At 42.0% G+C, this 24,305-nt stretch carries 22 protein-coding genes; 11 read left to right on the forward strand and 11 right to left on the reverse strand.

Annotated elements, in window-relative coordinates; translation table 11 throughout:
* Positions 1-3: 3 nt before the first annotated feature.
* Both ribF and murJ read right to left on the reverse strand, forming a co-directional pair.
* Positions 4-942 carry a bifunctional riboflavin kinase/FAD synthetase gene (gene ribF / locus CYCME_RS09905; RefSeq protein WP_020932921.1) on the reverse strand — a complete coding sequence of 313 codons (939 nt, stop codon included), beginning with the start codon at positions 940-942 and terminating at the stop codon, positions 4-6.
* A 3-nt stretch (positions 943-945) separates the two neighbouring features.
* Entirely contained in the window at positions 946-2,442 is a 1,497-nt protein-coding gene (gene murJ / locus CYCME_RS09910; RefSeq protein ID WP_041933055.1) for a murein biosynthesis integral membrane protein MurJ, read from the reverse strand.
* Between the two features lie 241 nt (positions 2,443-2,683).
* On the opposite strand from murJ, the gene CYCME_RS09915 reads away from it, so the two are divergent.
* Positions 2,684-5,071 carry a DUF748 domain-containing protein gene (locus tag CYCME_RS09915; protein ID WP_020932923.1) on the forward strand — a complete coding sequence of 796 codons (2,388 nt, stop codon included), beginning with the start codon at positions 2,684-2,686 and terminating at the stop codon, positions 5,069-5,071.
* A 138-nt stretch (positions 5,072-5,209) separates the two neighbouring features.
* Complete coding sequence (rpsT, locus tag CYCME_RS09920) at positions 5,210-5,479, forward strand: 30S ribosomal protein S20 (protein ID WP_020932924.1); 270 nt, start codon at positions 5,210-5,212, stop codon at positions 5,477-5,479.
* A gap of 69 nt (positions 5,480-5,548) precedes the next feature.
* Here rpsT and proB read toward each other — a convergent pair whose 3' ends face one another.
* The 4 genes from proB to rplU all read right to left on the reverse strand — a co-directional run bounded on the left by proB (position 5,549) and on the right by rplU (position 8,457).
* Positions 5,549-6,673, reverse strand: coding sequence for a glutamate 5-kinase (proB, locus tag CYCME_RS09925; RefSeq protein WP_020932925.1), 1,125 nt, complete (start codon positions 6,671-6,673; stop codon positions 5,549-5,551).
* Between the two features lie 9 nt (positions 6,674-6,682).
* Positions 6,683-7,738, reverse strand: a complete 1,056-nt coding sequence (gene cgtA / locus CYCME_RS09930) for an Obg family GTPase CgtA (RefSeq protein ID WP_015005374.1) — start codon at positions 7,736-7,738, stop codon at positions 6,683-6,685.
* 130 nt (positions 7,739-7,868) lie between these two features.
* Positions 7,869-8,126 carry a 50S ribosomal protein L27 gene (gene rpmA / locus CYCME_RS09935; RefSeq protein WP_015005373.1) on the reverse strand — a complete coding sequence of 86 codons (258 nt, stop codon included), beginning with the start codon at positions 8,124-8,126 and terminating at the stop codon, positions 7,869-7,871.
* A 19-nt stretch (positions 8,127-8,145) separates the two neighbouring features.
* On the reverse strand, positions 8,146-8,457 hold the full coding sequence (gene rplU / locus CYCME_RS09940) for a 50S ribosomal protein L21 (protein WP_015005372.1): 312 nt from the start codon (positions 8,455-8,457) through the stop codon (positions 8,146-8,148).
* A 176-nt stretch (positions 8,458-8,633) separates the two neighbouring features.
* On the opposite strand from rplU, the gene ispB reads away from it, so the two are divergent.
* Both ispB and CYCME_RS09950 read left to right on the forward strand, forming a co-directional pair.
* Positions 8,634-9,638 (forward strand): octaprenyl diphosphate synthase, encoded by a 1,005-nt coding sequence (gene ispB / locus CYCME_RS09945; RefSeq protein WP_020932926.1) that lies wholly within the window; start codon positions 8,634-8,636, stop codon positions 9,636-9,638.
* A gap of 130 nt (positions 9,639-9,768) precedes the next feature.
* Entirely contained in the window at positions 9,769-11,214 is a 1,446-nt protein-coding gene (locus CYCME_RS09950) for a glyceraldehyde-3-phosphate dehydrogenase (protein WP_020932927.1), read from the forward strand.
* A gap of 73 nt (positions 11,215-11,287) precedes the next feature.
* Here CYCME_RS09950 and acs read toward each other — a convergent pair whose 3' ends face one another.
* Entirely contained in the window at positions 11,288-13,228 is a 1,941-nt protein-coding gene (gene acs / locus CYCME_RS09955; protein WP_020932928.1) for an acetate--CoA ligase, read from the reverse strand.
* Positions 13,229-13,295: 67 nt separating this feature from the next.
* A complete protein-coding gene (gene phbB / locus CYCME_RS09960) occupies positions 13,296-14,033 on the reverse strand; it encodes an acetoacetyl-CoA reductase (RefSeq protein ID WP_015005368.1) in 738 nt (245 codons plus the stop codon).
* Between the two features lie 291 nt (positions 14,034-14,324).
* Between phbB and CYCME_RS09965 the strand changes: the two genes are divergently transcribed.
* The 3 genes from CYCME_RS09965 to CYCME_RS09975 are packed head-to-tail and all read left to right on the forward strand — an operon-like array spanning position 14,325 to position 15,468.
* Positions 14,325-14,624 carry a PilZ domain-containing protein gene (locus tag CYCME_RS09965; protein ID WP_016389797.1) on the forward strand — a complete coding sequence of 100 codons (300 nt, stop codon included), beginning with the start codon at positions 14,325-14,327 and terminating at the stop codon, positions 14,622-14,624.
* Positions 14,625-14,647: 23 nt separating this feature from the next.
* On the forward strand, positions 14,648-15,052 hold the full coding sequence (gene queD / locus CYCME_RS09970) for a 6-carboxytetrahydropterin synthase QueD (RefSeq protein ID WP_015005366.1): 405 nt from the start codon (positions 14,648-14,650) through the stop codon (positions 15,050-15,052).
* On the forward strand, positions 15,052-15,468 hold the full coding sequence (locus CYCME_RS09975; RefSeq protein ID WP_015005365.1) for a DUF1249 domain-containing protein: 417 nt from the start codon (positions 15,052-15,054) through the stop codon (positions 15,466-15,468). The genes queD and CYCME_RS09975 overlap by 1 nt, the downstream gene beginning before the upstream one ends.
* An 8-nt stretch (positions 15,469-15,476) precedes the next feature.
* On the opposite strand, the gene CYCME_RS09980 is transcribed toward CYCME_RS09975, so the two are convergent.
* Positions 15,477-16,808 (reverse strand): alanine/glycine:cation symporter family protein, encoded by a 1,332-nt coding sequence (locus CYCME_RS09980; RefSeq protein WP_015005364.1) that lies wholly within the window; start codon positions 16,806-16,808, stop codon positions 15,477-15,479.
* Between the two features lie 409 nt (positions 16,809-17,217).
* Between CYCME_RS09980 and CYCME_RS09985 the strand changes: the two genes are divergently transcribed.
* The 3 genes from CYCME_RS09985 to CYCME_RS09995 are packed head-to-tail and all read left to right on the forward strand — an operon-like array spanning position 17,218 to position 19,890.
* A complete protein-coding gene (locus CYCME_RS09985) occupies positions 17,218-17,727 on the forward strand; it encodes a YecA family protein (protein ID WP_020932930.1) in 510 nt (169 codons plus the stop codon).
* A 7-nt stretch (positions 17,728-17,734) separates the two neighbouring features.
* A complete protein-coding gene (locus tag CYCME_RS09990) occupies positions 17,735-18,676 on the forward strand; it encodes a DUF1853 family protein (RefSeq protein ID WP_020932931.1) in 942 nt (313 codons plus the stop codon).
* 23 nt (positions 18,677-18,699) lie between these two features.
* Positions 18,700-19,890, forward strand: coding sequence for a TraB/GumN family protein (locus CYCME_RS09995; RefSeq protein WP_020932932.1), 1,191 nt, complete (start codon positions 18,700-18,702; stop codon positions 19,888-19,890).
* Between the two features lie 6 nt (positions 19,891-19,896).
* On the opposite strand, the gene plsB is transcribed toward CYCME_RS09995, so the two are convergent.
* Both plsB and ttcA read right to left on the reverse strand, forming a co-directional pair.
* A complete protein-coding gene (gene plsB / locus CYCME_RS10000; RefSeq protein WP_020932933.1) occupies positions 19,897-22,296 on the reverse strand; it encodes a glycerol-3-phosphate 1-O-acyltransferase PlsB in 2,400 nt (799 codons plus the stop codon).
* Positions 22,296-23,159 (reverse strand): tRNA 2-thiocytidine(32) synthetase TtcA, encoded by an 864-nt coding sequence (ttcA, locus tag CYCME_RS10005; protein ID WP_020932934.1) that lies wholly within the window; start codon positions 23,157-23,159, stop codon positions 22,296-22,298. The genes plsB and ttcA overlap by 1 nt, the downstream gene beginning before the upstream one ends.
* Positions 23,160-23,255: 96 nt before the next feature.
* On the opposite strand from ttcA, the gene CYCME_RS10010 reads away from it, so the two are divergent.
* Complete coding sequence (locus tag CYCME_RS10010; RefSeq protein WP_020932935.1) at positions 23,256-24,302, forward strand: ADP-ribosylglycohydrolase family protein; 1,047 nt, start codon at positions 23,256-23,258, stop codon at positions 24,300-24,302.
* The last annotated feature ends 3 nt before the right edge of the window (positions 24,303-24,305 follow it).

The raw sequence follows: 24,305 nt of genomic DNA on the forward strand, positions 1-24,305 counted from the left end.
CTCTTAGGATGTTAATGTCTGATTAAAGTATGTTTTAGCTTGTTCAGAATCAATTAAAATTTGCTGCGTTAACTGTTCTAAATTTTCAAATTTTTTCTCTTCGCGTAATTTTTTTGCAAACGCAACGACAACGCGTTGACCATATAAGTCACCAGAAAATTCAAATAGGTGTGCTTCTAATAAAACCGCTGTTGCTTCTTCAATGGAAGGCCGCGTTCCAACGTTCGCAACCCCTTTATATACCACGCCCGATTCGAGTGTTATTGTAACGGCAAAAACACCTTTAAGCGGAGTTTTTCTATTTTTCACCCGGATGTTAGCCGTAGGAAAACCCAACTCTCGCCCTCGTTTGTGCCCATGCATAACACGACCCGACATACTAAAGCGCCTATTTAAATAAACCGCCACTTTATCTAGGCGCCCATTTTCCAACGCACGTCGAACTAATGTACTACTAACACGCTCATTTTCAATTTTAAAAGAATGGGAGCGCTGTACGGAAAAACCATATTTTTCTCCCGCGACTTTTAAATACTCAAAATTACCTTGGCGATTTTTGCCAAAACAAAAATCATCACCCACGATCAATAATTGAACATTAAGCCGTTGTACCAACATTTCTACAAACTGCCCTGCAGACATATTCGCCAACAAGTCATTAAAACGCACAAGATAAAGCGCATCAACGCCGGTTTCCGACAACTGCTCTATTTTATCTCTCGCAGTCGACACACGTGCAGGGGCTGCCTCAGCCCGAAAATATTCAATAGGTTGTGGCTCAAAACACATAACAACTGCTTGCAAGCCTAAGCTTTTCGCCTGTTCAATTAAGGCGCTCAACACCATCCGGTGTCCAACATGAACACCATCAAAATTGCCGATAGTTAACACGCTACCATTTGGAAAAGCCTGCCCATCTGGCAAGTACCTAATTAATCTCATAAATTATTTGCCCTTAAGTAACAAATGCCGAGGACGCACACCCACTAAGAACGCGGTCGTAACATACAACAAAACCACCATGAGTATTTCCAACGTTAAATGCAAAACTCGGTCAAACGCACCCCATTCATACCACTGAACTGGCGAATAATCATAGGCATAGATGACACCGACAACCAGGTTGGCAATCAACACTTTTATAACAAAACTCACCCACCCTTGTTGAGGTTTGAACGCTTCAGATTTTATCAAAATAGTAAATAACAAACCGGCATTAACAAAAGCCGCTAACGATGTTGCCAAAGCCAGGCCTGCATGTTGAAAAAAGAATACTAAGACAACACTCATTAACATATTTGAAACCACGGCAATAATACCAATTTTAACGGGCGTTTTCATATCTTGCCTCGCGGTAAAACCCGGCACCAATACCTTAACAAGGATAAAGGCAGGCAGGCCTATTGAGTAAGCCATAAGACTTAACGATGCATTATCGACATCAGTACTTGTAAACGCATCGTACTGAAACAGTGTTGCTAACATTGGCTGAGCTAGAAAAAACAAACCTGCTGCTGCTGGCAAACCAAGAAACACCACCCAACGTAAGCCTGTGTCCAGGCTTGCAGAAAAGTCTTTAGTCTTACCTGCCGCGTGGCTTTTAGATAAATTAGGTAAAATGACAGTTGCCAAGGCAATACCAAATATACCGAGCGGAAATTCCACTAAGCGATCAGAAAAATAAAGCCATGAAACACTGCCAGCCACTAAAAATGATGCCAGCAAAGTATCTACCAACAAGTTAATTTGCGTTACCGACACACCAAATAAGGCTGGTAACATTAACTTCATAATTTTCTTAACGCCTGCATGTCCACGATCAAATGACATTCTAGGCAATAAACCCAACTGTTTTAAGTAAGGAAATTGAAAGGCAAGTTGAGCGATTCCTGCCAACAAAACAGCCCACGCTAACGCCATAATTGGCCTTTCAAGCAAGGGAGACAACCAGCATATTGCCGCTAAAAATGATAAATTCAATAACACTGGCGTTACCGCAGGAATTGCAAACTTACCGTAGGTGTTTAAGACACCACCGGCCATGGCTGTCAGTGAAATAAAAAATAGATAAGGAAATGTTATCCTCAACATATCAACGGCCAACTCGTAGCGTGAGCCTGTTGAGTCAAAACCCGGGGCAAACATATAAATTAAAACTGGCGCTCCAATAACACCCAGTAACGTTATAAAAAATAATACTGTTGCCAGCGTACCAGCCGTTTTAGCCAGCAATTCTTTTAGTGCTTCGGTTGACTGAGTCTCTTTATATTCTGACAAAACAGGTACAAAGGCCTGTGAAAATGCACCTTCTGCAAATAAGCGCCGCATAAAATTTGGAATTTTAAAGGCCACAAAAAATGCATCGGTACCTTCGCTCGCACCAAAAAAACGCGCGATAACAATGTCACGAACAAACCCCAGAACACGCGAAATCATCGTCATGCTGCCCACAATAGCAGTCGATTTTATTAACGTTTTACTCAGCGCCTTAACCTCTGTTTATTAAATAGCCCTTACCTTCTTCAGAGGCAAGCTTTATTAGTATCGAGTTGATTCTAGTTATGTTCAAACTTATCAGGCTTTTATTATAAGGGCTGACGGCAATCAACACACCTTCGATTATAAGTTATCGTTGAACAGCCGCCACAATACACTTAGAATCAAATCAGGCAAAAAACGGATAATGAAATTGGCTTCAGATCATAAAAAAACCTCTCGTATTGTTTGGCTAAAACGCTTAATCATTAGCTCATTGTTATTCGTCGTATTACTTATTGCACTGCCTTACGCCATCCAGTTTGGCCTTATCAAAGGGCTTAACAATGCAGCAAGCAAAACGGTCATTATTGATGATGTCGACTTCAATCCTTTTACTGGCAAACTAGCCATTAGCCATTTACGGACGCAAGAACCTCAACAAGCCGACCTCTCGATATCCTCTGTTAACCTGCAAATTGATTGGCTACCCCTATTTAATAAACGGTTGCTCATCAACTCTCTTACAATTCAAGACGCACATATAAAAATTCAGCAAAAAGACTCCCAAACTCTCTATATTGGCAGCATTAAAATTCCTTTGAACGGCGCAAGCCGTGACACGAATGAAGAGGCATCAACAAGTTGGGAATTAGGCTTAAATAAACTTAATATAATAAACAATTCTTTTACCTTTCAATCTGACGCTTTCTCAGACGACTTCACCATCAGCCAGTTAACCATTAATGAAGCTTTTAGTTGGGACCCAAATAACCTGTCCACCCTCTCTTTTAATACACAGCTTAATACATCACCAATCAACGGCCACATTCGTGCTTCTCTGTTTTCTGAACAGCCCTCTGTTAAGGGTCAGCTCAACGTTAAAAACCTAAATCTTAATGCCTTTAAGGCATTAGCAGGAGAAAACATTGAGGAGTTAAAAGGGCTACTCGATACTGATATCAAGTTTTCATTGTTATTAGGTAAAAACAGTATTGATTATAGCCAAACGGGCTCATTATCAATCAAACAAGCTGTGATAACGAGCGCCTCTGTACAGCACACATTGGGATCTGGTGATTGGAGTGGCTCGGTACAAGTAATAACAAGCCCCGAGAAACCAAGCATCAACGCTGAAGGCCAACTAACTCTAAGCGAGCTCTCGAGTACAAATCAACTCACCCAGTTGGTTTTAGCTAATACTCAGACATTAACGGTAAAACAATTAAGCATTAAAAAACTTAATAACATAGCGATCTCATCTGTAGAGGTAGGCGATCTATCGATTGGCAAAACAGCATCAAACAATTCGCTCCTAGAGAGCAAAAAGCTGATTATCGACAAACTCCAATTGCATGATCTTAATAATATCGATATTAAAAAAATCAACATTGATGGCTTGAATGCGGTTCTCGATATCAATAAACAAGGTGACATTCCTTTACTCAACACACTAACCAAGAGCCTACCCGCAGCAGATGAAAAAAAGACCAGCGAGACAAATAACGCTGCTAAGCCTTTTCAATTTCAAGTGGCTAACATAGATATTTCAAAAAACAGTCAAATTAAATTTTCAAAAGAAACTGAGCTGGAACGCGTTGAGAAGAAGATCATGATAGATCAGCTCAACATTGGTAATATTAATTCACTCACACCAAAGAAACCAACACCGATTAATATTCAAGCGACAATAGATCAATTTTCTAAACTGTCCATAAAAGGCCAGGTCGCCCCTCTTAGTGAAAAAATAAACACCTCTATTCAAACTCAGCTATCCGCTTTTGAACTGCATGATTTTTCACCCATTTTTAAAAATGAACTCGGTTACACCATCGAAAACGGGCAACTAAATGCAGACCTGGATATTGATATAAAAGACAATATCCTTGACGGGAAAACCAGCTTAGAAATAAACCAATTAGCACTAGAACCAGCTAATGAAAGTACGGCGAAAAAAATCACTCAACAACTATCAATGCCACTGGAATCTGCTTTATCCATGCTACGTGATGATAACAACAATATTAAACTCAACATCCCTGTTAAAGGAGATCTCGCCTCACCAGATTTCAATATCAGTGATGTGATTAATACCGCTCTAGGAAATGCCTTACAAGGTACCGTAAAAAATGTTTTGAAATATGCACTGCAGCCATACGGCGTGATGTTTATGGCGGCAGAAAAAGCGTATGGCATCGCAACCTCTATCAAATTAGAACCATTGATTTTCCCTCCTGGAGATAGCGTGCTAGCAGAAAACTCAATAAATCAGATAAATAAAATCGGCGAATTAATGCAAAAAAGACCACAGTTAAGCATCCACATCTGTGGTTTTGCTACCCAACATGACCACATGTTTTTACAAAACTTAGCTAACAGTGACAGCGCCGACACCTCAACGTCAACAGCCCCCAATGAAAAACCCCTGCAAGAACCTTTACTAAAACTAGCAAGCGAACGCCAAGTTGCTGTAAAAACCCACCTCGTTAACAACTATCATTTAAAAGCAACTCGTTTATTTACTTGCAAACCCCGTGTTGAAAAAGACCTTAATAACGAAACGACAGCAAAGCCAAGAGTAGAGCTATTAATTTAACGTCACCTACCTATTTAACCCATGAAAATCCCATCAAAGACTCGCTTTTATTAATGCCCTATTGCACCTCGGGCTTGACAAAGCCCGATTATTTCATCAAAATGCGCAATCTTTTTTAATATCACTAGAGGATTTACCTTGGCTAACAGTGCACAAGCGTTAAAACGCGCCAAACAATCAGAACAAAATCGCCAACTTAACATGGCTGCGCGTACACGATTACGCACAAAAATTAAGCGTGTTGTGTATAGTGCGGAAGAAGGTAATGCTGAGGTAACAGAAGCCGCTTATCATGAAGCTGTTCCTTACATTGATGGCGCTGTCACTAAAGGCATTATCCATAAAAACAAAGCTGCTCGCCTAAAGAGCCGCCTTAATGCTCGCATTGTTAAACTTAAGCAAGCATAAGTAGTTATTAAGTTTTATAAAAAAAGCCGACCATATGGTCGGCTTTTTTATTGCCCATAAATTGCCGGCCTATAGCAAGACCAAATTATCGCGATGAATAACTTCTGACTCACCAACATAACCAAGTAACCGTTCAATTTCAGAACTATTGTTTTGCTTAATTTTATCTATATCAGTTGAGCTGTAATTCACTAAGCCACGGGCCAATTCTTCACTACTTTCATTAACACAAACAACTAATTCGCCCCTAGCAAACTCACCATTAACGGCAACAACACCAATTGGCAGCAAACTCACCCCAGACCTTTTTATTGCTTGCGCAGCTCCAACATCTAGTACAACCCGACCTTTGACATCTAAATGCGCTGTTAACCACCGTTTACGCGCCGAAACAGGGGCTTCATTAGGTATTAGCAAGGTCCCTATCGCCTGACCATCAATAAGACTTAAAATAACATTTTGCCTTAACCCTGGAGCAATAATAGTTGCCGTTCCAGAACGAGATGCGATTCGCGCTGCTGTTAACTTTGTTTGCATACCGCCTCGCCCCAAAGTTCCAGAACCACCGCTAGCCGCTTGATCTAGAAACTCTTCATCAACACCTACTTCATTTAATAAGGCTGCAGCCGAATTGACTCTTGGATCGCTATCGAAAAAACCATCTTGGTCTGTGAGAATCATCAACAAATCTGCACTCATTAAATTAGCAATAATAGCCGCCAGCGTATCGTTATCACCAACACGTAATTCCTCATTTGCAACCACATCATTTTCATTAATAATTGGTACGACCGAGAAATCTAACAAGGTCTTAATGGTTGCTCTGGCATTTAAATACCGCGTTCTATTTGCCAGATCATCATGTGTTAGCAAAACCTGCGCCGTTTTATAGCCTTCTGCTTGAAAGCTTTGTTCATATGCCTGAATAAGCCCCATTTGACCAACTGAAGCAGCCGCTTGAAGCTCCTGAAGCGCATGCGGGCGAGCGGACCAACCTAATCTCACCATTCCTTCTGCCACTGAACCTGATGAAACAATAATTACATCAATTCCGCGTGCTTTTAATTGGCTAATTTGTGCGACCCAATGATTAATAGCCGAACGATTTAAACCTTGACCATTATTTGTTAAAACGGCGCTACCAATTTTTATAACGCAGCATTTAGCCCGTTTTAAATCGACTCTTGATTTCATTTGAATAAATTAACTATCGTCCTTTGGCTTGTCTGCTTGCTCAACTTCAAGCCTTTTTTGCTCTTCTAGGTAATCCATAATGGCATGAACCAACTGGTTTGTACCTTGCTTTCTAATGGCAGAAACATTGAAGACAGGTCCCTCCCACTTCAATTCATTAACAATCATTTGGCAATAGTTATCCACTTCATCTTCTGGTAACAAATCAATTTTATTCAAGACAAGCCAACGTGGTTTCTTTGCTAAATCACCACCCCACTTTTCAATTTCCTCTATCGCCGCTTTTGCTGCCTTTACTGGGTCAATATCTGATTCGTATGGCTCAACATCTACCACGTGCAACAATAAATTATTTCGCGCTAAATGGCGTAAAAATAAATTACCTAACCCCGCTCCTTCAGCCGCCCCTTCGATAATGCCTGGAATATCTGCAATCACAAAACTTCGTAGCTCATCTGCTCGCACTACACCTAAGCTTGGGTGCAATGTAGTAAAAGGGTAATTGGCTACCTTAGGCTGCGCCGATGAAATTGCCCGAATTAGGCTCGACTTACCTGCATTTGGCAAACCGAGTGTTCCAACATCTGCCAATACTTTTAACTCAAGCCGTAAAACACGTTGCTCACCTTCTGTCCCATTTGAAAACTGTCGAGGAGCTCTGTTTGTACTACTTTTATAACGCGTATTCCCAAGCCCATGAAAACCACCCGATGCAACAAGCAATTTTTGACCTTCTTCGGTGACATCCCCAATTAGCTCGTCTGTGCCATCGTCGTAAACAATAGTCCCCAGTGGAACCGGCACTATTAAGTCTTCGCCACCCTTACCAGTACAGTTACGACTTTGACCTCGCTCACCATGTTCCGCCCTAATTAAGCGATTAAAGCGCATATCGATTAGCGTATTGAGTGCCTCGGTACCTTGCAAGTAAACACTTCCACCATCACCGCCATCACCGCCATCTGGGCCGCCAAATGGGATATATTTTTCACGTCGAAAACTGACATGGCCTTTACCGCCATTACCTGCTTCAACTCTAACGGTCGCTTCGTCTACGAATTTCATGGTTTATGTCTCAATGTTTTATCTATTTGCCACTTGTTTTGACTTAATCTTTTAACGCAATAAAAAACCCTGTCTTAGACAGGGTTTTTTAATACGTACCTGCCGCTATAACCGCAGCGCACTGTTTATACTAAACAGTTTCGATACGAATATATTTTTTACGCTTTGGGCCTTTAACTTCAAATACAACTTTACCTTCTTCTGTCGCAAATAATGTGTGATCTTTGCCCATGCCTACATTTTCACCTGCATGAAAACGTGTTCCTCTTTGACGAACTAAAATATTTCCCGCCAGAACACTTTGACCACCATATCGCTTAACGCCAAGTCGTTTCGACTCCGAATCGCGACCGTTTCTAGTACTACCGCCTGCTTTCTTATGTGCCATGAATCTGTCCTTTGTTTAATTAAGCCGAAATACCAGTAATGAGTACTTCAGTGTAATACTGACGATGACCCATCTTTTTCATATGGTGTTTTCTACGTTTGAATTTAATAATATTCACTTTTTTGTGACGACCTTGAGATTTGACTGTTGCCGTCACCGTTGCGCCATCAATATTTGGTGTGCCAATTTTCAGGCCTGCTTCACCATTTACTAATAAAACTGAATCGAACGTAACTTCGTTACCTTCTTCAACGTCTAACTTTTCGATCTTAAGGAAATCACCCTCGGCGACTTTATATTGTTTACCGCCTGTTTGAATTACCGCGTACATTGTCTAGAGACTCCCTAGTGTTGTGGGTGGTTTTAAAAAGAGGCGAATTTTATCCTTTAGTGGGCGGTTGGTCAATCCCAAATAAACAAGGAAAAGCATTTTCTTATCTGCTTTTAAGCGTCAATACTTGGTATTATACGCTATTGATTTAAATTACCTTACCTTAATTCTCAAAAATGAGCAGCACAAACGCATCCTCAGCAACGCCTAAAATAGACTTTAAAGCAATTCAACAGCTCATGGCCCCAGCCATGAATCAAGTCGACAAGCAAATTTTGCAAGAACTAAACTCGGATGTTGTTCTGATCAATCAAATTGGTTTTCATATTGTTAATAGTGGCGGCAAACGTTTAAGACCCATGCTCGTTGCACTATCAGCTTGTGCGTTAGGTTACGAAGGGAAAGATCATATTATACTGGCCGCCGTTATTGAGTTTATTCACACCGCCACCCTCTTGCATGACGATGTCGTTGATGAATCGGATAAACGCCGTGGTGACGATACCGCCAATGCTATTTGGGGTAATGCAGCCAGTGTTCTAGTTGGTGATTTTTTACATTCACGCTCATTCGAAATGATGGTCAGTGTCAGTAACATGCGCGTTATGGATATTTTATCTCACGCCACCAATGCCATTGCCGAAGGTGAAGTTTTACAATTACTTAATATTAACAACCCCGATACAAATGAGCTTCAATACCTTGAAGTTATTAGAAGAAAAACCGCCAAACTTTTTCAAGCCAGTACTCAACTAGGTGCTGTACTTGCAAACAAAGGTGAGGACACTGAAAAAGCGTTATCGGCATATGGCCTTCATTTGGGCAACGCTTTTCAAATTATGGATGACATGCTCGATTACACTGCCGACGCAGAGAAACTGGGTAAAAACCTGGGTGATGATTTAGCCGAAGGCAAACCAACATTACCGTTAATCCATGCCATGGCGACAGGAACAAAAGAACAAGCCGACTTTATTAAAAAAACAATTAAAGAAGGTAATCGCACCGCTCATATGGATATCCTCTCGATTATAAAATCTACAGGATCGTTAGCCTACACTGCCGAGTTCGCAGACAAAGAGGCACAAAAAGCTATTGATGCATTACGCGATATTGTTGATAACGACTACAAACTCGCGATGGAGCAACTGGCCCTATTTTCTATTCAACGCTCCCACTAGCAGTAGACGCGCTGACGTTAATTTAAAACGACAATTTAAAATATCGCAACGCCAGTTGCACCGCACTATTAGCCATTAATATTTGATATAATTTCCTTTCAACCCTAAAAAAAATACAGGTATCTTTTATATGAGTGTAGAGCAACACGATCAATATTTAGCTGAGTGGGAAAGCCGCCAAGAAATTGCTGAAAGCATGATCCCTATCATCGGTAAGATGTACCGTGCCAATGGCGTCGTTCTTAAAATTTACGGAAGAACGCTCATTAACGCTTCACCGGTCACCCTACTTAAATTGCACCGTTATGTTCGTCAATTTGAAAAAGTGGAGCTCTCCATCCACGATAGCTTCAAAGTACTAACCGCATTAGAAAAAATGAAATTAGGACCTGTCCGTATTGACCTAGGACTGTTAGCGGTTCAATTTAAGAATGACACTAGCGGCTTAGGCATTGAGGACTTCCTTGCTGATAAACTAGGTGAAGGCATCCGTCAGGTCCACGAACAATCCACCTCTGAACCAAGAGACGTGGTTTTGTACGGCTTCGGTCGCATCGGTCGCTTGTTAGCACGCCTACTTATAGAACGCACCGGCTCTGGAAATAAAATGCGCCTACGTGCCATTGTTGTTCGCAAAGGCGGCGACAATGATTTACAAAAACGCGCCAGTTTGCTGCGCCGTGATTCTGTACATGGTTCGTTTAAAGGCACCATTAAAGTCAATGAAAAAAACAACACCATCATGGCCAATGGTAATTTAATTCAAGTCATCTACGCGAGCCACCCAAAAGAAATCGATTACGCTCAATATGGCATCAATGATGCTTTGATTGTCGACAACACTGGCATTCGTCGCGATGAAGCAGAACTGAGTGAACACTTCTTATCAAAAGGCGCTAGTAAAGTGCTATTAACCGCGCCCGGTAAAGACGTTAAGAACATTGTTTTTGGAGTCAATACAACGGACATCAAGCCAGAAGACAAAATTATTTCTGCTGCTAGTTGTACCACTAATGCTATCACACCTACCTTGAAGGCAATAAATGATGAGCTTGGCATTATTAAAGGCCACGTTGAAACGGTTCATTCGTACACCAACGATCAAAATTTAATCGACAATTATCATAAAGGTGAAAGACGTGGGCGTGCTGCCGCCTTAAATATGGTGTTAACTGAAACAGGTGCCGCCAAGGCTGTTTCAAAAGCATTGCCTGAACTTGAAGGCAAATTAACCGGTAATGCGATTCGTGTCCCAACACCCAACGTTTCTATGGCTATTTTGAATCTTAATTTAGAAAAGGAAACCGATAAACGGACACTAAATAACTTCCTACGTGAAACGGCTCTTCACTCGCCTATGCGCGAGCAAATTGATTTCACTACGTCTACTGAAGTCGTTTCAACTGATTTAGTGGGCGCTCGAAAAGCCTGCACCATTGACTCAAAAGCAACCATTGCCACAGGTGATTCCTGCGTTCTTTACCTTTGGTATGACAATGAGTTTGGTTATAGCTGCCAAGTGGTTCGCATTATGCAAAAAATGGTTGGCTTAGACTTTCCATCATTGCCACACTAAGTAAGTCGCTTTTAACCATATCGTATAAAAAAGCCCGCATTTTAGCGGGCTTTTTTATACCTAGAAATACTGATTATTGACTAGGGCGATTCGCGATAAGATCATCGACGACTGATGGATCAGCCAAGGTCGATGTATCGCCTAATTCATCAATTAAGTTTTCAGAAATTTTACGTAAAATTCTACGCATAATTTTACCTGAGCGTGTTTTAGGTAAGCCTGGCGCCCATTGAATAACATCAGGTGAGGCTATTGGCCCTATCTCTTTACGCACATGGTTCACTAACTCTTGACGTAATTCATCCGTTGCTTCAACCCCATCCATCAAGGTCACAAAAGTATAAATACCTTGCCCCTTTATATCATGTGGATAACCAATAACCGCCGCCTCAGCCACTGCTGGATGAAGCACTAAGGCGCTCTCAACTTCTGCGGTACCCATCCTGTGACCAGACACATTAATCACATCATCAACCCTACCGGTAATCCAATAATCTCCATCTTTATCTCGTCGTGCACCATCACCAGGAAAATACATCCCAGGATAATTCGCAAAATAAGCATCAATATAACGCTGATGATCACCAAACAATGTTCTAAACATCCCAGGCCATGGTTTTTTAATCACTAAAATCCCTTCGGCAGGATTTCCCGTTACTTCATTACCTTCGTTATCTACCAAACCAAACTCTATACCAAAGAAAGGCTGCATCGCCGAACCAGCTTTCAGGTCAGTCGCTCCCGGAAGGGGTGTCATTAAAATCCCGCCCGTTTCTGTTTGCCACCAAGTATCCACAATCGGGCAACGACCACCGCCAATCACCTTGTGATACCACTCCCAAGCTTCTGGGTTAATCGGCTCACCCACACTACCCAGAACTCTTAGACTACTTAAGTCGCAAGTCTTTACATAATCATCACCTTTAGCCATCAAGGCACGAATAGCCGTAGGTGCCGTGTAAAAAATATTAACTTTATGCTTTTCCACCACTTTCCAAAAGCGCGAAGCATCAGGATAAGTTGGCACGCCTTCAAACATCAACGTTTGCGCACCATTCGCTAATGGCCCATAAACAATGTATGTATGCCCCGTTACCCAGCCTACATCCGCTGTACACCAGTAAACATCCCCATCGTGATAGTCAAAAACATATTTGTGCGACACCGCAGCATGTAGCAAATAGCCACCCGTCGTATGTAAAACACCTTTTGGTTTGCCTGTTGAGCCCGATGTATAAAGGATAAACAAGGGATCTTCAGAGTCCATTTCTTCAGCTGGGCAATCATCTGACGCATTCTCAAGTAAATCGTGATACCAAACATCTCGACCATCTGTCCAATCTATACTGCCACCTGTACGTTGAACCACCACCACTGATTTTACTGAAGGGCAACTTTTTAAGGCTTGATCCGCATTAGCCTTTAACGGTACTGCTTTACCTCCACGAACACTTTCATCGGCGACAATAATTACCGCCGCTTCTGAATCAAGAAGCCTATCTTTTAACGCATCAGGGGAAAAACCACCAAAAACAACTAGATGAACCGCACCAATTCTTGCGCACGCAAGCATTGCAATGGCAGCTTCAGCAACCATTGGCATATAAATACAAACACGGTCACCTTTTTTTACACCCTCGGCTTTTAAACCATTAGCAAAGCGACACACCTCCGCATGAAGCTCTTTATAAGTATATGTTTTGTCGACTGCCGGATCATCACTTTCCCAAATAATAGCTGGCTGATCGCCACGCGTTTCAAGATGCCGATCCAAGCAATTCACACTTACATTGAGCTTGCCTCCAGTAAACCATTTAACCTCACCTTTTGGAAAATCATGCTCTACTGTTACATCCCATGGCTTTGACCAAGTTAAAAACTCTCTTGCTTTTTCATCCCAAAAACCCTTAGTATTTTCAATTGAGCGTTGATACTCTGCTTCATATACTTCCTTATTAATATGCGCATGATCAGCTACCGCTTTGGGTACTTTGTGTATATGAACGTCCGACATTCCTTCTCCTCTAATTTGTCTAATCTAAATAAATAAAAGCCATCTAAAAGTGACTTTATCTAATCGTTTAATGCATAAATAAACCACCATTCATGCTCAAGTCTGAACCTGTTGTATAAGCCGCTAAGTCACTGGCCAAAAAGGAGACTCCATGTGCGACCTCTTCCGGCTGACATAAACGGCCAGTCGGGATATTACTCTCAATCATCTTACGTACTTCCTCATCAATGGCCATCACCATTGGCGTTGCCACATACCCTGGTGAAATAGTATTAACAGTAACGCCTTTACGCGCTGTTTCACGTGCTAACGCTTTAGTGAAGCCATGCACCCCAGCCTTAGCCGCTGAGTAATTCACTTGGCCTATTTGACCCAACTGACCATTTACCGAGGACACATTAATTATACGACCAAAACCACGTTCGACCATCCCTTCAAAAACTTGACGTGTCATATTGAATACACTATTCAAATCAGTATCAATCACTGCATCCCAGTTTTCTCTAGGCATTTTTTTAAACATGCCATCCTTAGTAATGCCGGCATTATTAACTAAAATATCAATAGGGCCGACATTATTTTCAACCCATTGGATGGCGTCACCACATGCTTCAAAATCAGTCACGGGACAATGAACAATTTCAATATCAAAGCCGGCTTCTTTTTGAGCCAACTGCCAAGCCTGTGCTTTTTCCCTGTTATTGTACGCTGCCACCACCTTATAACCATCTTTTACAAACCGTTGACATACTGCTTCACCAATACCTCCTGTACCGCCTGTAACCAATGCAACTCGTTGACTCATTTGATTTCCTCTTTGAGATTGTATGTTGAATTTTAAATAAAATAACGTAACCCTACTCCATGAAGCCCTTTATTGAGCCTTGATGCCCTAGCCATTTAAATATAGCTTACTTGATACTGCCAAAATAATCGTTTATTTACAAGAGAAATAGCCCCTGAGGAAGCGCTAGTTCCCATGCATTTTCAAAGCCATGTAAAATGAACCTTGTTTTCATCAATTCACTAATAATTCTTTAATTTTTAAGCTAGAATTGATCAAATAGCTTTTGCTCATTCGACAGACATTTTATATATGCCCGAATCAACTGATCATCGAAAATTCAGCCGCTCAACCACCGAGTGCAATATGGTATTTACTCACCCCAGCACCGGAGCTAAGGGCACTGCCATCAGTCTCAACTTAAGTGCTGCCGGCATTCTGTTTAAAACCCATGAAAAGTTAACCCAAGGTTGCTCCCTTGAGATTTCGGTCCAATCTGTTAACCCAAACACCCCCCCATTAAATGCTATCGTTGAAATCAATCGTGTTACGCCGATTGAGGATAACCTCTATGAGATAGCGGCCACCATCGAAGGCATTAAAGGCGTTTAATAGTCAACTCCACAGGATTAAATGTGTACCGTATTACCAAAAATTTAAGTTTCTGTTATGGCCATCGATTGATGAACCACCCAGGCAAGTGTCGCCACTTACATGGTCACTCTGCGCGTGTAGAGATTACACTCGAGTCAGAACAGCTCAATGAGCAAGGCATGGTTTGTGATTTCGCCGACATCAAACAATTCGCCGGCCAATGGATTAATGAAACGCTGGATCACAATATGCTTTTGCATAAAAATGACCCTGTTCTGCCTCTTCTTCAAGAAGCAGGAGAAAGATTAATGGTAGTAGATGAGCACCCTACAGCAGAGTTTCTTGCAAAACTTATCTATAACTACGTTTCTAAAGGCGGATTTCCAGTCACCAAGGTATCTGTTTGGGAAACCGATAGTTCCAGTGCCAGCTACTCACCAGCTTAATGCTAAACCTTGTTCGGCCGATTAATAAGTCTTTTTGTTTACAAGTCCTTTGTGAAGAAAATTACACCCGATTATCACGCTTAATACCCAAAATAACCGAAGGTGATTTCAACAGTATCGCTGTTGATTCACAGGTGATCGCAACCGGCCCCTTTACTTATACTGTGTATTTTCAGCATGCCCACACAAGTAAGGAAGCAACTAAATCGCGGTTTAAATGCCGTGTTTATTTAGACACAAAATCAGTCGAAGTCATTCATATCGATGAACACGTAAGCTCTGGTCAACAACAAAACCTGTCACCAAAAGAGATATTAAATAACAAATGGGCTATAAATTATTTCTTTGAAAAATGGCTAACGTTTTTATTATCCTTTGCTGACGAACACTCCCGCCAACAAACCATTAACGCGTAAACAAACCGCTAGGGTTTCCTGCTAAGCTTAAATACAACCGGGCTCAACAGCAATAAAGCTATTAAGTTTGGAATAGCCATCAAGCCGTTTAACACATCGGCCAGCAACCAAAGAAAATCTAACTCCATTACTGCACCAAGTGGTATCGCCAACACCCATGCAATTCTATACCAAGGAATAACAGCCACACCTAAAATATATTCCGCACATCGTTCACCGTAATAGCTCCACCCTAACAGGGTTGTCAGAGCAAAAACGGCTAAACCAAAACTCACAACATACTCTCCATAGCCGGGAAGCCCCATTTTAAATGCATAGGCAGACAACGATGCGCCGGTTTCACCACTACTCCAACTACCCGTTAAAATAATCACTAGGGCGGTCATTGTGCAAATAATAATGGTATCAATAAAGGTACCCAGCATAGCAATTTTGCCTTGCCGTACCGGGTTATTAGTTTGTGCTGCCGCATGAGCAATAGGTGCTGTTCCAAGGCCAGCTTCATTGGAAAAAACACCCCTTGCAACACCAAACCTAATAGCTGCCATTAGCCCCGCACCTGCAAAGCCACCCACGGCTGCCGTGCCTGTAAAAGCATCATTAACGATCAACTGAAGTGCTTTTGGCACTGCGTCAAGGTGTTGAATAATAATAATACCCGCAGCCGTTAGATAAGCGATGCCCATCATCGGCACCAGTTTAGAGGCCACATGACCAATACGTTTAATGCCGCCAACCAAAACAATATAAACAACAACCCCCATCACCAAACCAGTTTGCCAAGCCGGCACCCCTAATGTACTACTTAATGCATCGGCTACTGAGTTTGCTTGAATAGTATTACCAATGCCAAACGCAGCCACGGCACCCAATAAAGAGAACAGAAAGCCTAACCAGTGCCATTGTTCAGCCAAACCATTCTTGATGTAATACATCGGACCACCAACATAGGCACCGCGCTCATCCACTTCCCGGTATTTAACCGCAAGTACAGCTTCAGCGTATTTAGTCGCCATTCCTACCAAAGCTGTTAACCACATCCAAAAAACTGCGCCTGGACCACCTAAAAAAATCGCTGTTGCCACCCCAGCAATATTTCCAGTTCCAATAGTGGCCGCTAATGAGGTCATCAAGGCATTAAACGGGCTGATCTCTCCTGCTTCAGACTGATTACTAACACGGCCTCGCCACAGTAATGAAAAAGCAGCCGGCAATTGGCGAATCGGCAAAAAGAGCAAGCCCAGCATTAAATAAAGCCCCGTTCCTAGCAATAAAGCTAAAATCACCGGTCCCCAGACAAAACTACTCATTGAGCTCAGTAACTGCGTTAATGTTTCCATACGTTTTATTTTAGAATTAGTTGTGTTATTTGAACTAACAGCCAATTAAGTATAAACACTCGACTAGCTTAAGTTTAACTGCATTTAAAGTAGCCAGTGCGTATTAAAGCTCGGTCAGCCTCATTTATTCAGCTCAACTTATCTTAATGGCCTTGCACCCTTTCAAACGCCCTTCACTTAGTCAACGCTCTACAGAATGAAGATACTCATATCTGCCCATGCGCTAGCACTCAATATGTAGCATAATGTGATCGTTAACACAGAAAACCGCTAGTATACGTCTTAAATTTGCAAAACAGAAAAACTAGCCTCTCGTTATTTGCGGCTGTTGACAGCTCTACGAGATACACCTCTGTGCTGGCACATTATAAAAAAATAGAATTTTCTCAAATTATCATTATTAGTCGCTATGGACCTTTTAAACACATTCTTTAACTCTGAAAAACTGAGTGACGAAGCCATGTACTTCTTTGAAATGCATGGTTTTTTAACCAGCCTAGTTGTACAACCTGGCAGCTTGTCACAGCAACAAATTCTATCCGAAATATTGGCAGATAATGACGCCGACGCCTCTATTGAAAAAGCCATTTTTGATTTACAACAAAATATTGAACAAGCCTTATTAAATGGTGAGTTCCCAACGATGATTGGCGAGTCTGAAGAACCTGATGAAGACTTTCTCACCCTATGGTCGTCTGGTTTTATGCAGGGTGTCTTTATGCATGAAGATCTGTGGTTTAACTCTCAGCCAGAAGACGTTGCCGAACTCACGCTACCGATTCTAGCGTGCTCTGAGTTACTCGATGATGAAATAGATGAGATCACCCAAAATGACGACCTACTCGACGATATGGCTGAAAAAATCCCTGATTGTGTGATTGATTTATACCTTTTATTTAATAGCCCAGAAGGTACATAACGCGACTTTGCACACTGATACTTTTTTACAACATGCACTGGTAAGAGACCTCGCTTGGGTCATCGTCAATCCGCCTATTATTCAAGGACTCAAGCAGCACCAGTATTGGACCGAGTCAAGCGATTGGCAGCAAGCCTATCAGGCCTTTAAAGCCCCGCTTAAACAATTGGATGCAAACCCCGCCGAACTGGTTGAGTTATTAGCCAAGCAAAAGGACTATCGATTAGGCCACCGTTTTGAAACATTGTTGACTTACTGGTTTAATCATAGCCATCGCTACGAAATATTAGCCCAGAACCTTCAAATACAAGATACCAACAAAACCATTGGCGAGTTTGATTTCATAATCAAGGATCATGCAAGAGATAAAGTCCAACACTGGGAAGTCGCGTGTAAATTTTACCTGGGTATAAACGATACCGCTTTTACTCAATCATGGGTGGGGCCTATGTTAAAAGACCGTTTAGACCTCAAGTACGACTCCATGCAATCACGACAAAGCAAATTATCTGAACATCCCGCAGCAAAGCAACAACTTCAGCAACTAGGCCTTACCATAGACGAACATATTGGCCTAATGAAGGGACGCTTGTTTCACCCCATACAATCTACTGAGCCCGCACCCCCTTCACTTGTTGCAAGCGACCATCAACACGCACAATGGGCACGTTTAGAGCACTTTGTAAAGCACTTCCAATCATCTAGATATCAATGGCAAGTCTTAAAGAAAGACCAATGGATGGCCTCTCAATTGTACTGCCCTGATAATAGCTACCTCGACACGGACAGCATCGCTCAGTATTTTTTAGATCGCTCACAAGCATCACCATTATGCTTGGCTGGTTTTTTACCCGAGACATCAAAAGGGCATGAAATTAAACGTATTTTTTTAGTCGCAAAAGACTGGGCGAAAGAATCCAATTTCAACGATAATACAAATTCTTATTAACTTTAAATCAACAGAGACTTTCTTTGAATAACCTCTCAGACCAACCGATAGAAACAATTAATATTAACGGCTGTGAAGTCACGTTGCTCGGCACCGCTCATGTATCTAAAGCCAGTGCTGACGCAGTACACAGCCTACTTTCATCAGACCATTATGAGGCTGTTGCAATAGAGCTTTGCCCTAGTCGCTACAATGCGCTGATTGACCCTGACAACCTGGCTCAGATGGATTTATTTAATGTGATCAAAAGTGGTAAAGCTGCAATGGTCGCTGCCAGCTTGGCATTAGGTGCTTTCCAGCAAAAAATGGCTGATGAGATGGGTATTGAACCTGGTGCTGAAATGAAAATGGCCGCTGAACTGGCACAACAATCACACAAACCTGTTTTACTAATTGATCGTGACGTTGGCATCACCTTAAAACGCGTCTATCGAAATGTCCCTTGGTGGAAACGCATGGAGCTGTTTTCTGGTCTCTTTGCAAGCCTTATGTTTTCAGAAAAAGTCAGCGAGGAAGACATAGAAAAATTGAAAGAAGGGGATGTTTTAGAGGCAACCTTTTCACAATTTGCCGAATCATCAAACGAAATTTATATGCCACTGGTTAATGAACGTGACCAATACATGGCCCATCGTTTATTCAATGATGCCCATTCTGGTCAATATAAAACTATTCTCGCCGTTATTGGTGCTGGGCATTTAAAGGGCATCAAAGGCTACCTTGAGTCTCAACTCCAAAACACCAAAAACATTGAAGAGCTTGAAAGTATTCCTGCTACTAGCCGCTGGCCTAAGTTGATTCCTTGGCTAATTGTTGCTTTAATTTTTATTGGTTTTGGTATCGGCTTTAATCGAGCACCCGAGCTTGGTTGGCAACTAGTTATCGAATGGGTTGTTATTAATGGTGGCTTGTCCGCCCTTGGAGTCATATTAGCGGGTGCACACCCTATCACTATTATCACCGCTTTTTTGGCGGCGCCACTCACATCACTTAATCCGACCGTTGGGGCTGGCATGGTAACGGCTGCCACCGAAGCCTGGCTAAGAAAACCTCGTGTTGGAGATTTCTCTACGCTAAAGTCAGATACAGTGACTATTCGTGGTTGGTGGAAAAACCGTGTTTCTCGTACCCTGCTAGTGTTTTTATTCAGCACCATTGGCTCTGCAGCGGGCACCTATATTGCGGGGTTCAGAATTTTCGAGCAGCTCAGTTAAGTTAAATTATGCTTCGACTAAACCGTGAACATTTTTACGCACTTGCTGACTCATTACCAAACCGGCATCGTCAACAATTGAGTCAAGCACCTCACCGTACATTAACTTTCGGTTATCGTTCAGCCAAATAATACCTTGGTTATAAAGCATTTCAATAAAGCCTTTAAATAACACTTTATCGAAAAACTCTGGGGAATTTAGGCCATTAAGTTCAGAAAGCCTTTGTGCTGTTTCGCCACAGGTTTTTTCAAGCTCAAAACGCGTAAAGTGGCCTACCCCATTCTTCTTCAACAATAACACCGTTAAATAGAAACGCTCCAAACTCAATAGCACCCCACGTGATAAAAAGCCGATTGTTTGGTGATGACTTTTATTCACCGAAAATGTGTCCGCCGATTGGTTGATTAAGCCTTGGTCAACCAAACAAGCAATCACCTTATTTGCTGTGTACGTAATTTGTCTATTAGTCCAATGCATAGAAAGCTCATCTTTCAAGAAGGGATACACCAACCTAAACCAATGAACAACTTGTTTCTTTTTTAACGACTGATGGCTTAAGAAGCAACAAGCAACAAAGGAAGGTAGAACAAATAAGTGCACGATATTGTTTCTAAAATATGTCATCAAAACAGCATCGCTACCTTCTACATACAAGCGTTCACCTGACTCGCCAACACCTCTTTTAACAATGCCAAACTCTTCACCATAGGCAATAATTTCTTTGGCGTTTAATTCAATACGTGTGACGTCTTTTGAATAGGGCGCTGCGTCAAGTAAAGCCAAGTATAAATCCAATTGTGTCATTAAGTCCGCTTCACTCATCGACTGCTCTGGCGTGTTTAACAAGGCCATCGCCAATAAGCCTACGCAATTAACATGCGTTGCTTCATTAATACCAGACATAATCTGTGTACCTAATTTACTGACAACTGCATTAACCAGTTCTTTATTATCAGCACAATCCTCTCGACGCCACTGCGGCCGTTCCGCTTCAATTAATTTATCTAAATAAATAGGCGAACCAAAATTTACATGTACTTGGCCAAAGTGATCTTTTAAGGCTTTAAATGAACGTAATACCCCCATAACTGATTCAGACTTTTTCGGCTTGCCGCTTAATTCATTAACATATGTTTCACCTTCAACCAGTTTTTCATACGCAAAATTAACCGGAATAAAGACAACCGACCGTTTATGATCTCTAAGGTAACTTCGAACACTCATCGCTAACAAGCCTGGTTTTGCTTTGAGTTTACGCCCCGTTCGGCTGCGTCCCCCTTCGACAAAATACTCAACCGCCGTACCACGGTTAGCTAAATACCCCATATACGCCTCAAATACCGAGCCATATAAAACATTTCCTTTGAACGTTCTACGCAAGAAAAAAGCACCACAACGCCTAATCCATGGCCCAGCAATTGGTATATTCAAGTTAATACCTGCCGCGACATGTGGTACGGCCAAACCACGGGTATACAAGGTATAAGATAAGACCAAATAATCCATATGACTTTGATGGCTTGGTACGTAAATGATCTGATGTTTACGTGACAATCGCTCAACACGGGCAAAATGGTGCAAAACAATACCATCGTACAGTTTATTCCACAGCCAACCTAGTACCTTTTCAAGCACCATAGCCGCCCGAATATTAATCACCGCAGCAATTTCAATGGCATACGCTTTCGCTTGTTTTTCTGCCTCATTTTTCGATAACTTCTTGCGCTTTATTTCCCGCTGTATAGCTTGCTGAACAATTTGGGTTTTCAGTAAATCTTCCGCTATTTTCTTGGGTGATAGTTGGTCAGGGCCAATCGTGATTAGACGCGTTCTAGCAAAGTGCACCCGCAACACACGTGTTAGTTTTCTAGTGGTATAGGGTACACTTGGTTTCCCCGCATTAAGCTGCTTTAACGAAACCGGGTCGCCAAACCGTAATAGCGTAGTACGCCCATTGAATAATATTGAAAGCGCTCGTGAAAGAAGATTAGATTTAACCCCCTCATCGGTAAATAAACTGCTCCAAAAACCATCTGATTTTCGAGGACCACGGCCCCAAAAAATGGAAACCGGAACGATTAAAATATCGTCATTGGAGGATTGTGCTACATCGATTAATCTAGCCAAGCGTGCTGGTGCAGGATCTGCTTTACGTTCTTTTAGGCTTTCTAATGAAAATAGCGCCTCAGACTCGACCGCTGACTCTACTTCTATGCCATTGGAAGGCAGCGGCAGGCCCAGATTCTTACAAGTTTGTTCCAGCACAATTTGTTTTGAACAAGCATCACTGAAGGTGACATAACAAACCTTTTGATTTTTAAGTGATGCCAGCCATTTTTCACCTTTCGGCAATACTGTTGCTTTAACCCAAAAAGATAACAACCAACGCAGCAAAAAAGGACCCATCACGATTGTTTACTTGCTGACATGGCTGGGAAAATAACCGGTTGAAACTCATTTGTTACTTTAGCTTCTGTGGTTTGCGACAAGGTTTCAAAGTCAAACAACTGCCTATCCAGCAGTTGTGAAGGCTTTATATTTTTCATACTATTGAAAATAGTTTCCACTCTACCAGGAAAATCTTTATCCCATTGAGTCAACATATTCTTCATTTGTACGCGCTGTAAATTTTCTTGTGAACCACATAAGTTACACGGAATAATCGGGTAGCCCTTAAGCCCGGCAAACTCAGCGATATCCTTCTCTCTTGAGTAAGCTAAGGGGCGAATAACAATATGCTTAGCATTATCACTTTTAAGTTTTGCGGGCATTGCCTTTAATTGACCACCATAAAACATATTCAGAAAAAACGTTTCAATAATGTCATCACGGTGATGTCCCAAGGCAATTTTATTAAAACCATTATCTTCCGCGTACGCATACAAGGCCCCTCTACGCATTCTTGAACATAAGCCACAAGTCGTTTTACCTTCGGGAATAACACGGGTTACAACGCTATACGTATCTTGTTCAATCACATGGTATGGCACGCCTATCGATTGTAAATACTCAGGCAAAACATGCTCGGGGAAACCGGGTTGTTTTTGATCTAGATTAACCGCCAAAATTTCAAAATTAATGGGTGCACTATTACGCAAATTAAGCAGAATATCCAGCATCGTATAAGAGTCTTTACCGCCGGACAAACAGACCATAATCCGGTCACCGTCTTCCACCATATTATAATCGGCAATCGCTTGCCCCATTTCGCGTCTCAAACGTTTTTGAAGTTTGTTATAGCGTGTTTTAGTTTTATCTAGTGTGCTCATTTGCGCATTTTAACAGAGAATATCCACACGCTTTAAGTAGATGCATGTCTGCTTGCAAAGTGCTATAACAATAAAAAACAACAACAGGTCTTATATATGTCTACTATTAATCTTCAAGATCGTGCGATGGGCGCCATTATGGGCGCATATATCGGCGATGCCTTAGGTCTAGGTCCGCATTGGTTTTATGATCTTAATGAGCAATATCGACTCTATGGCGACTGGATCAACGACTACACAGATCCTCAACCAGACCGTTATCACGCCGGCATGAAAGCTGGCCAGCAATCACAGTCGGGGCTGATCTTGAATATGCAGATTGACTCTATACTCACTAATGGAGGGTACAACGAAGAAGATTTTTGTCGACGCCTAGATACTGAATTGTTTCCGCAACTTGATGGAACCGCCAATGTCGGCCCCGGTGGTTTTACTAGCCAATCCATCCGTGAAGCTTGGGTATTGCGCACGCAACATAATAAGCCTTGGGGTGAAGTAGCTGGCTTCACCGATAACACTGAAGCCGCTGAAAGGGTCTTGGCCTTAGCGGTACGTTATGCAACAAAACCACAAGAATTAGCTCGTAACGTATCAAGCAATACACTGCTCACCCAGTGTGACGAAACCATTAATGCCATGACCGTTGCTTATTCTGCTGTCCTTGGTATGTTAGTCCAAGGGCACCCACTAGATGAAAATTTATCTAGTAAATTAATGCAATTAGTTGCCGATCACCAGCTTCCCTTTCACGCGATGAGCATACCGGGGAGCAAACCGTCGGGGGCTGGCACGTTTGCATCGCCAGATGCTTTACTAACCCCATCGAGTATTGCTCGCGCTGCGCACGAAAACCTAATTCAACCTGCATGGAAAGTCTCTATTGTCTATGGTATGCCATGTGCTGTTTACCATCAATTCCCAGCCTGTTATTACTTAGCTGCGCGTTATTCAGATGATTTTGAAAATGCCGTCTTACACGCCATAAACGGTGGTGGGCAAAATATGGCGCGAGCCATGTTAACCGGTGCCCTTGTTGGGGCACAGGTAGGCATTCAAAACATTCCAAAACGCTTTATTGATGGGCTGGAAGACTCAAACAAATTGCTTAATAGAGCAGAAAAATTAGCGGCCCTAATACACTAAACC

This window comes from Cycloclasticus zancles 78-ME (genome assembly GCF_000442595.1).
GTDB lineage: Bacteria > Pseudomonadota > Gammaproteobacteria > Methylococcales > Cycloclasticaceae > Cycloclasticus > Cycloclasticus pugetii.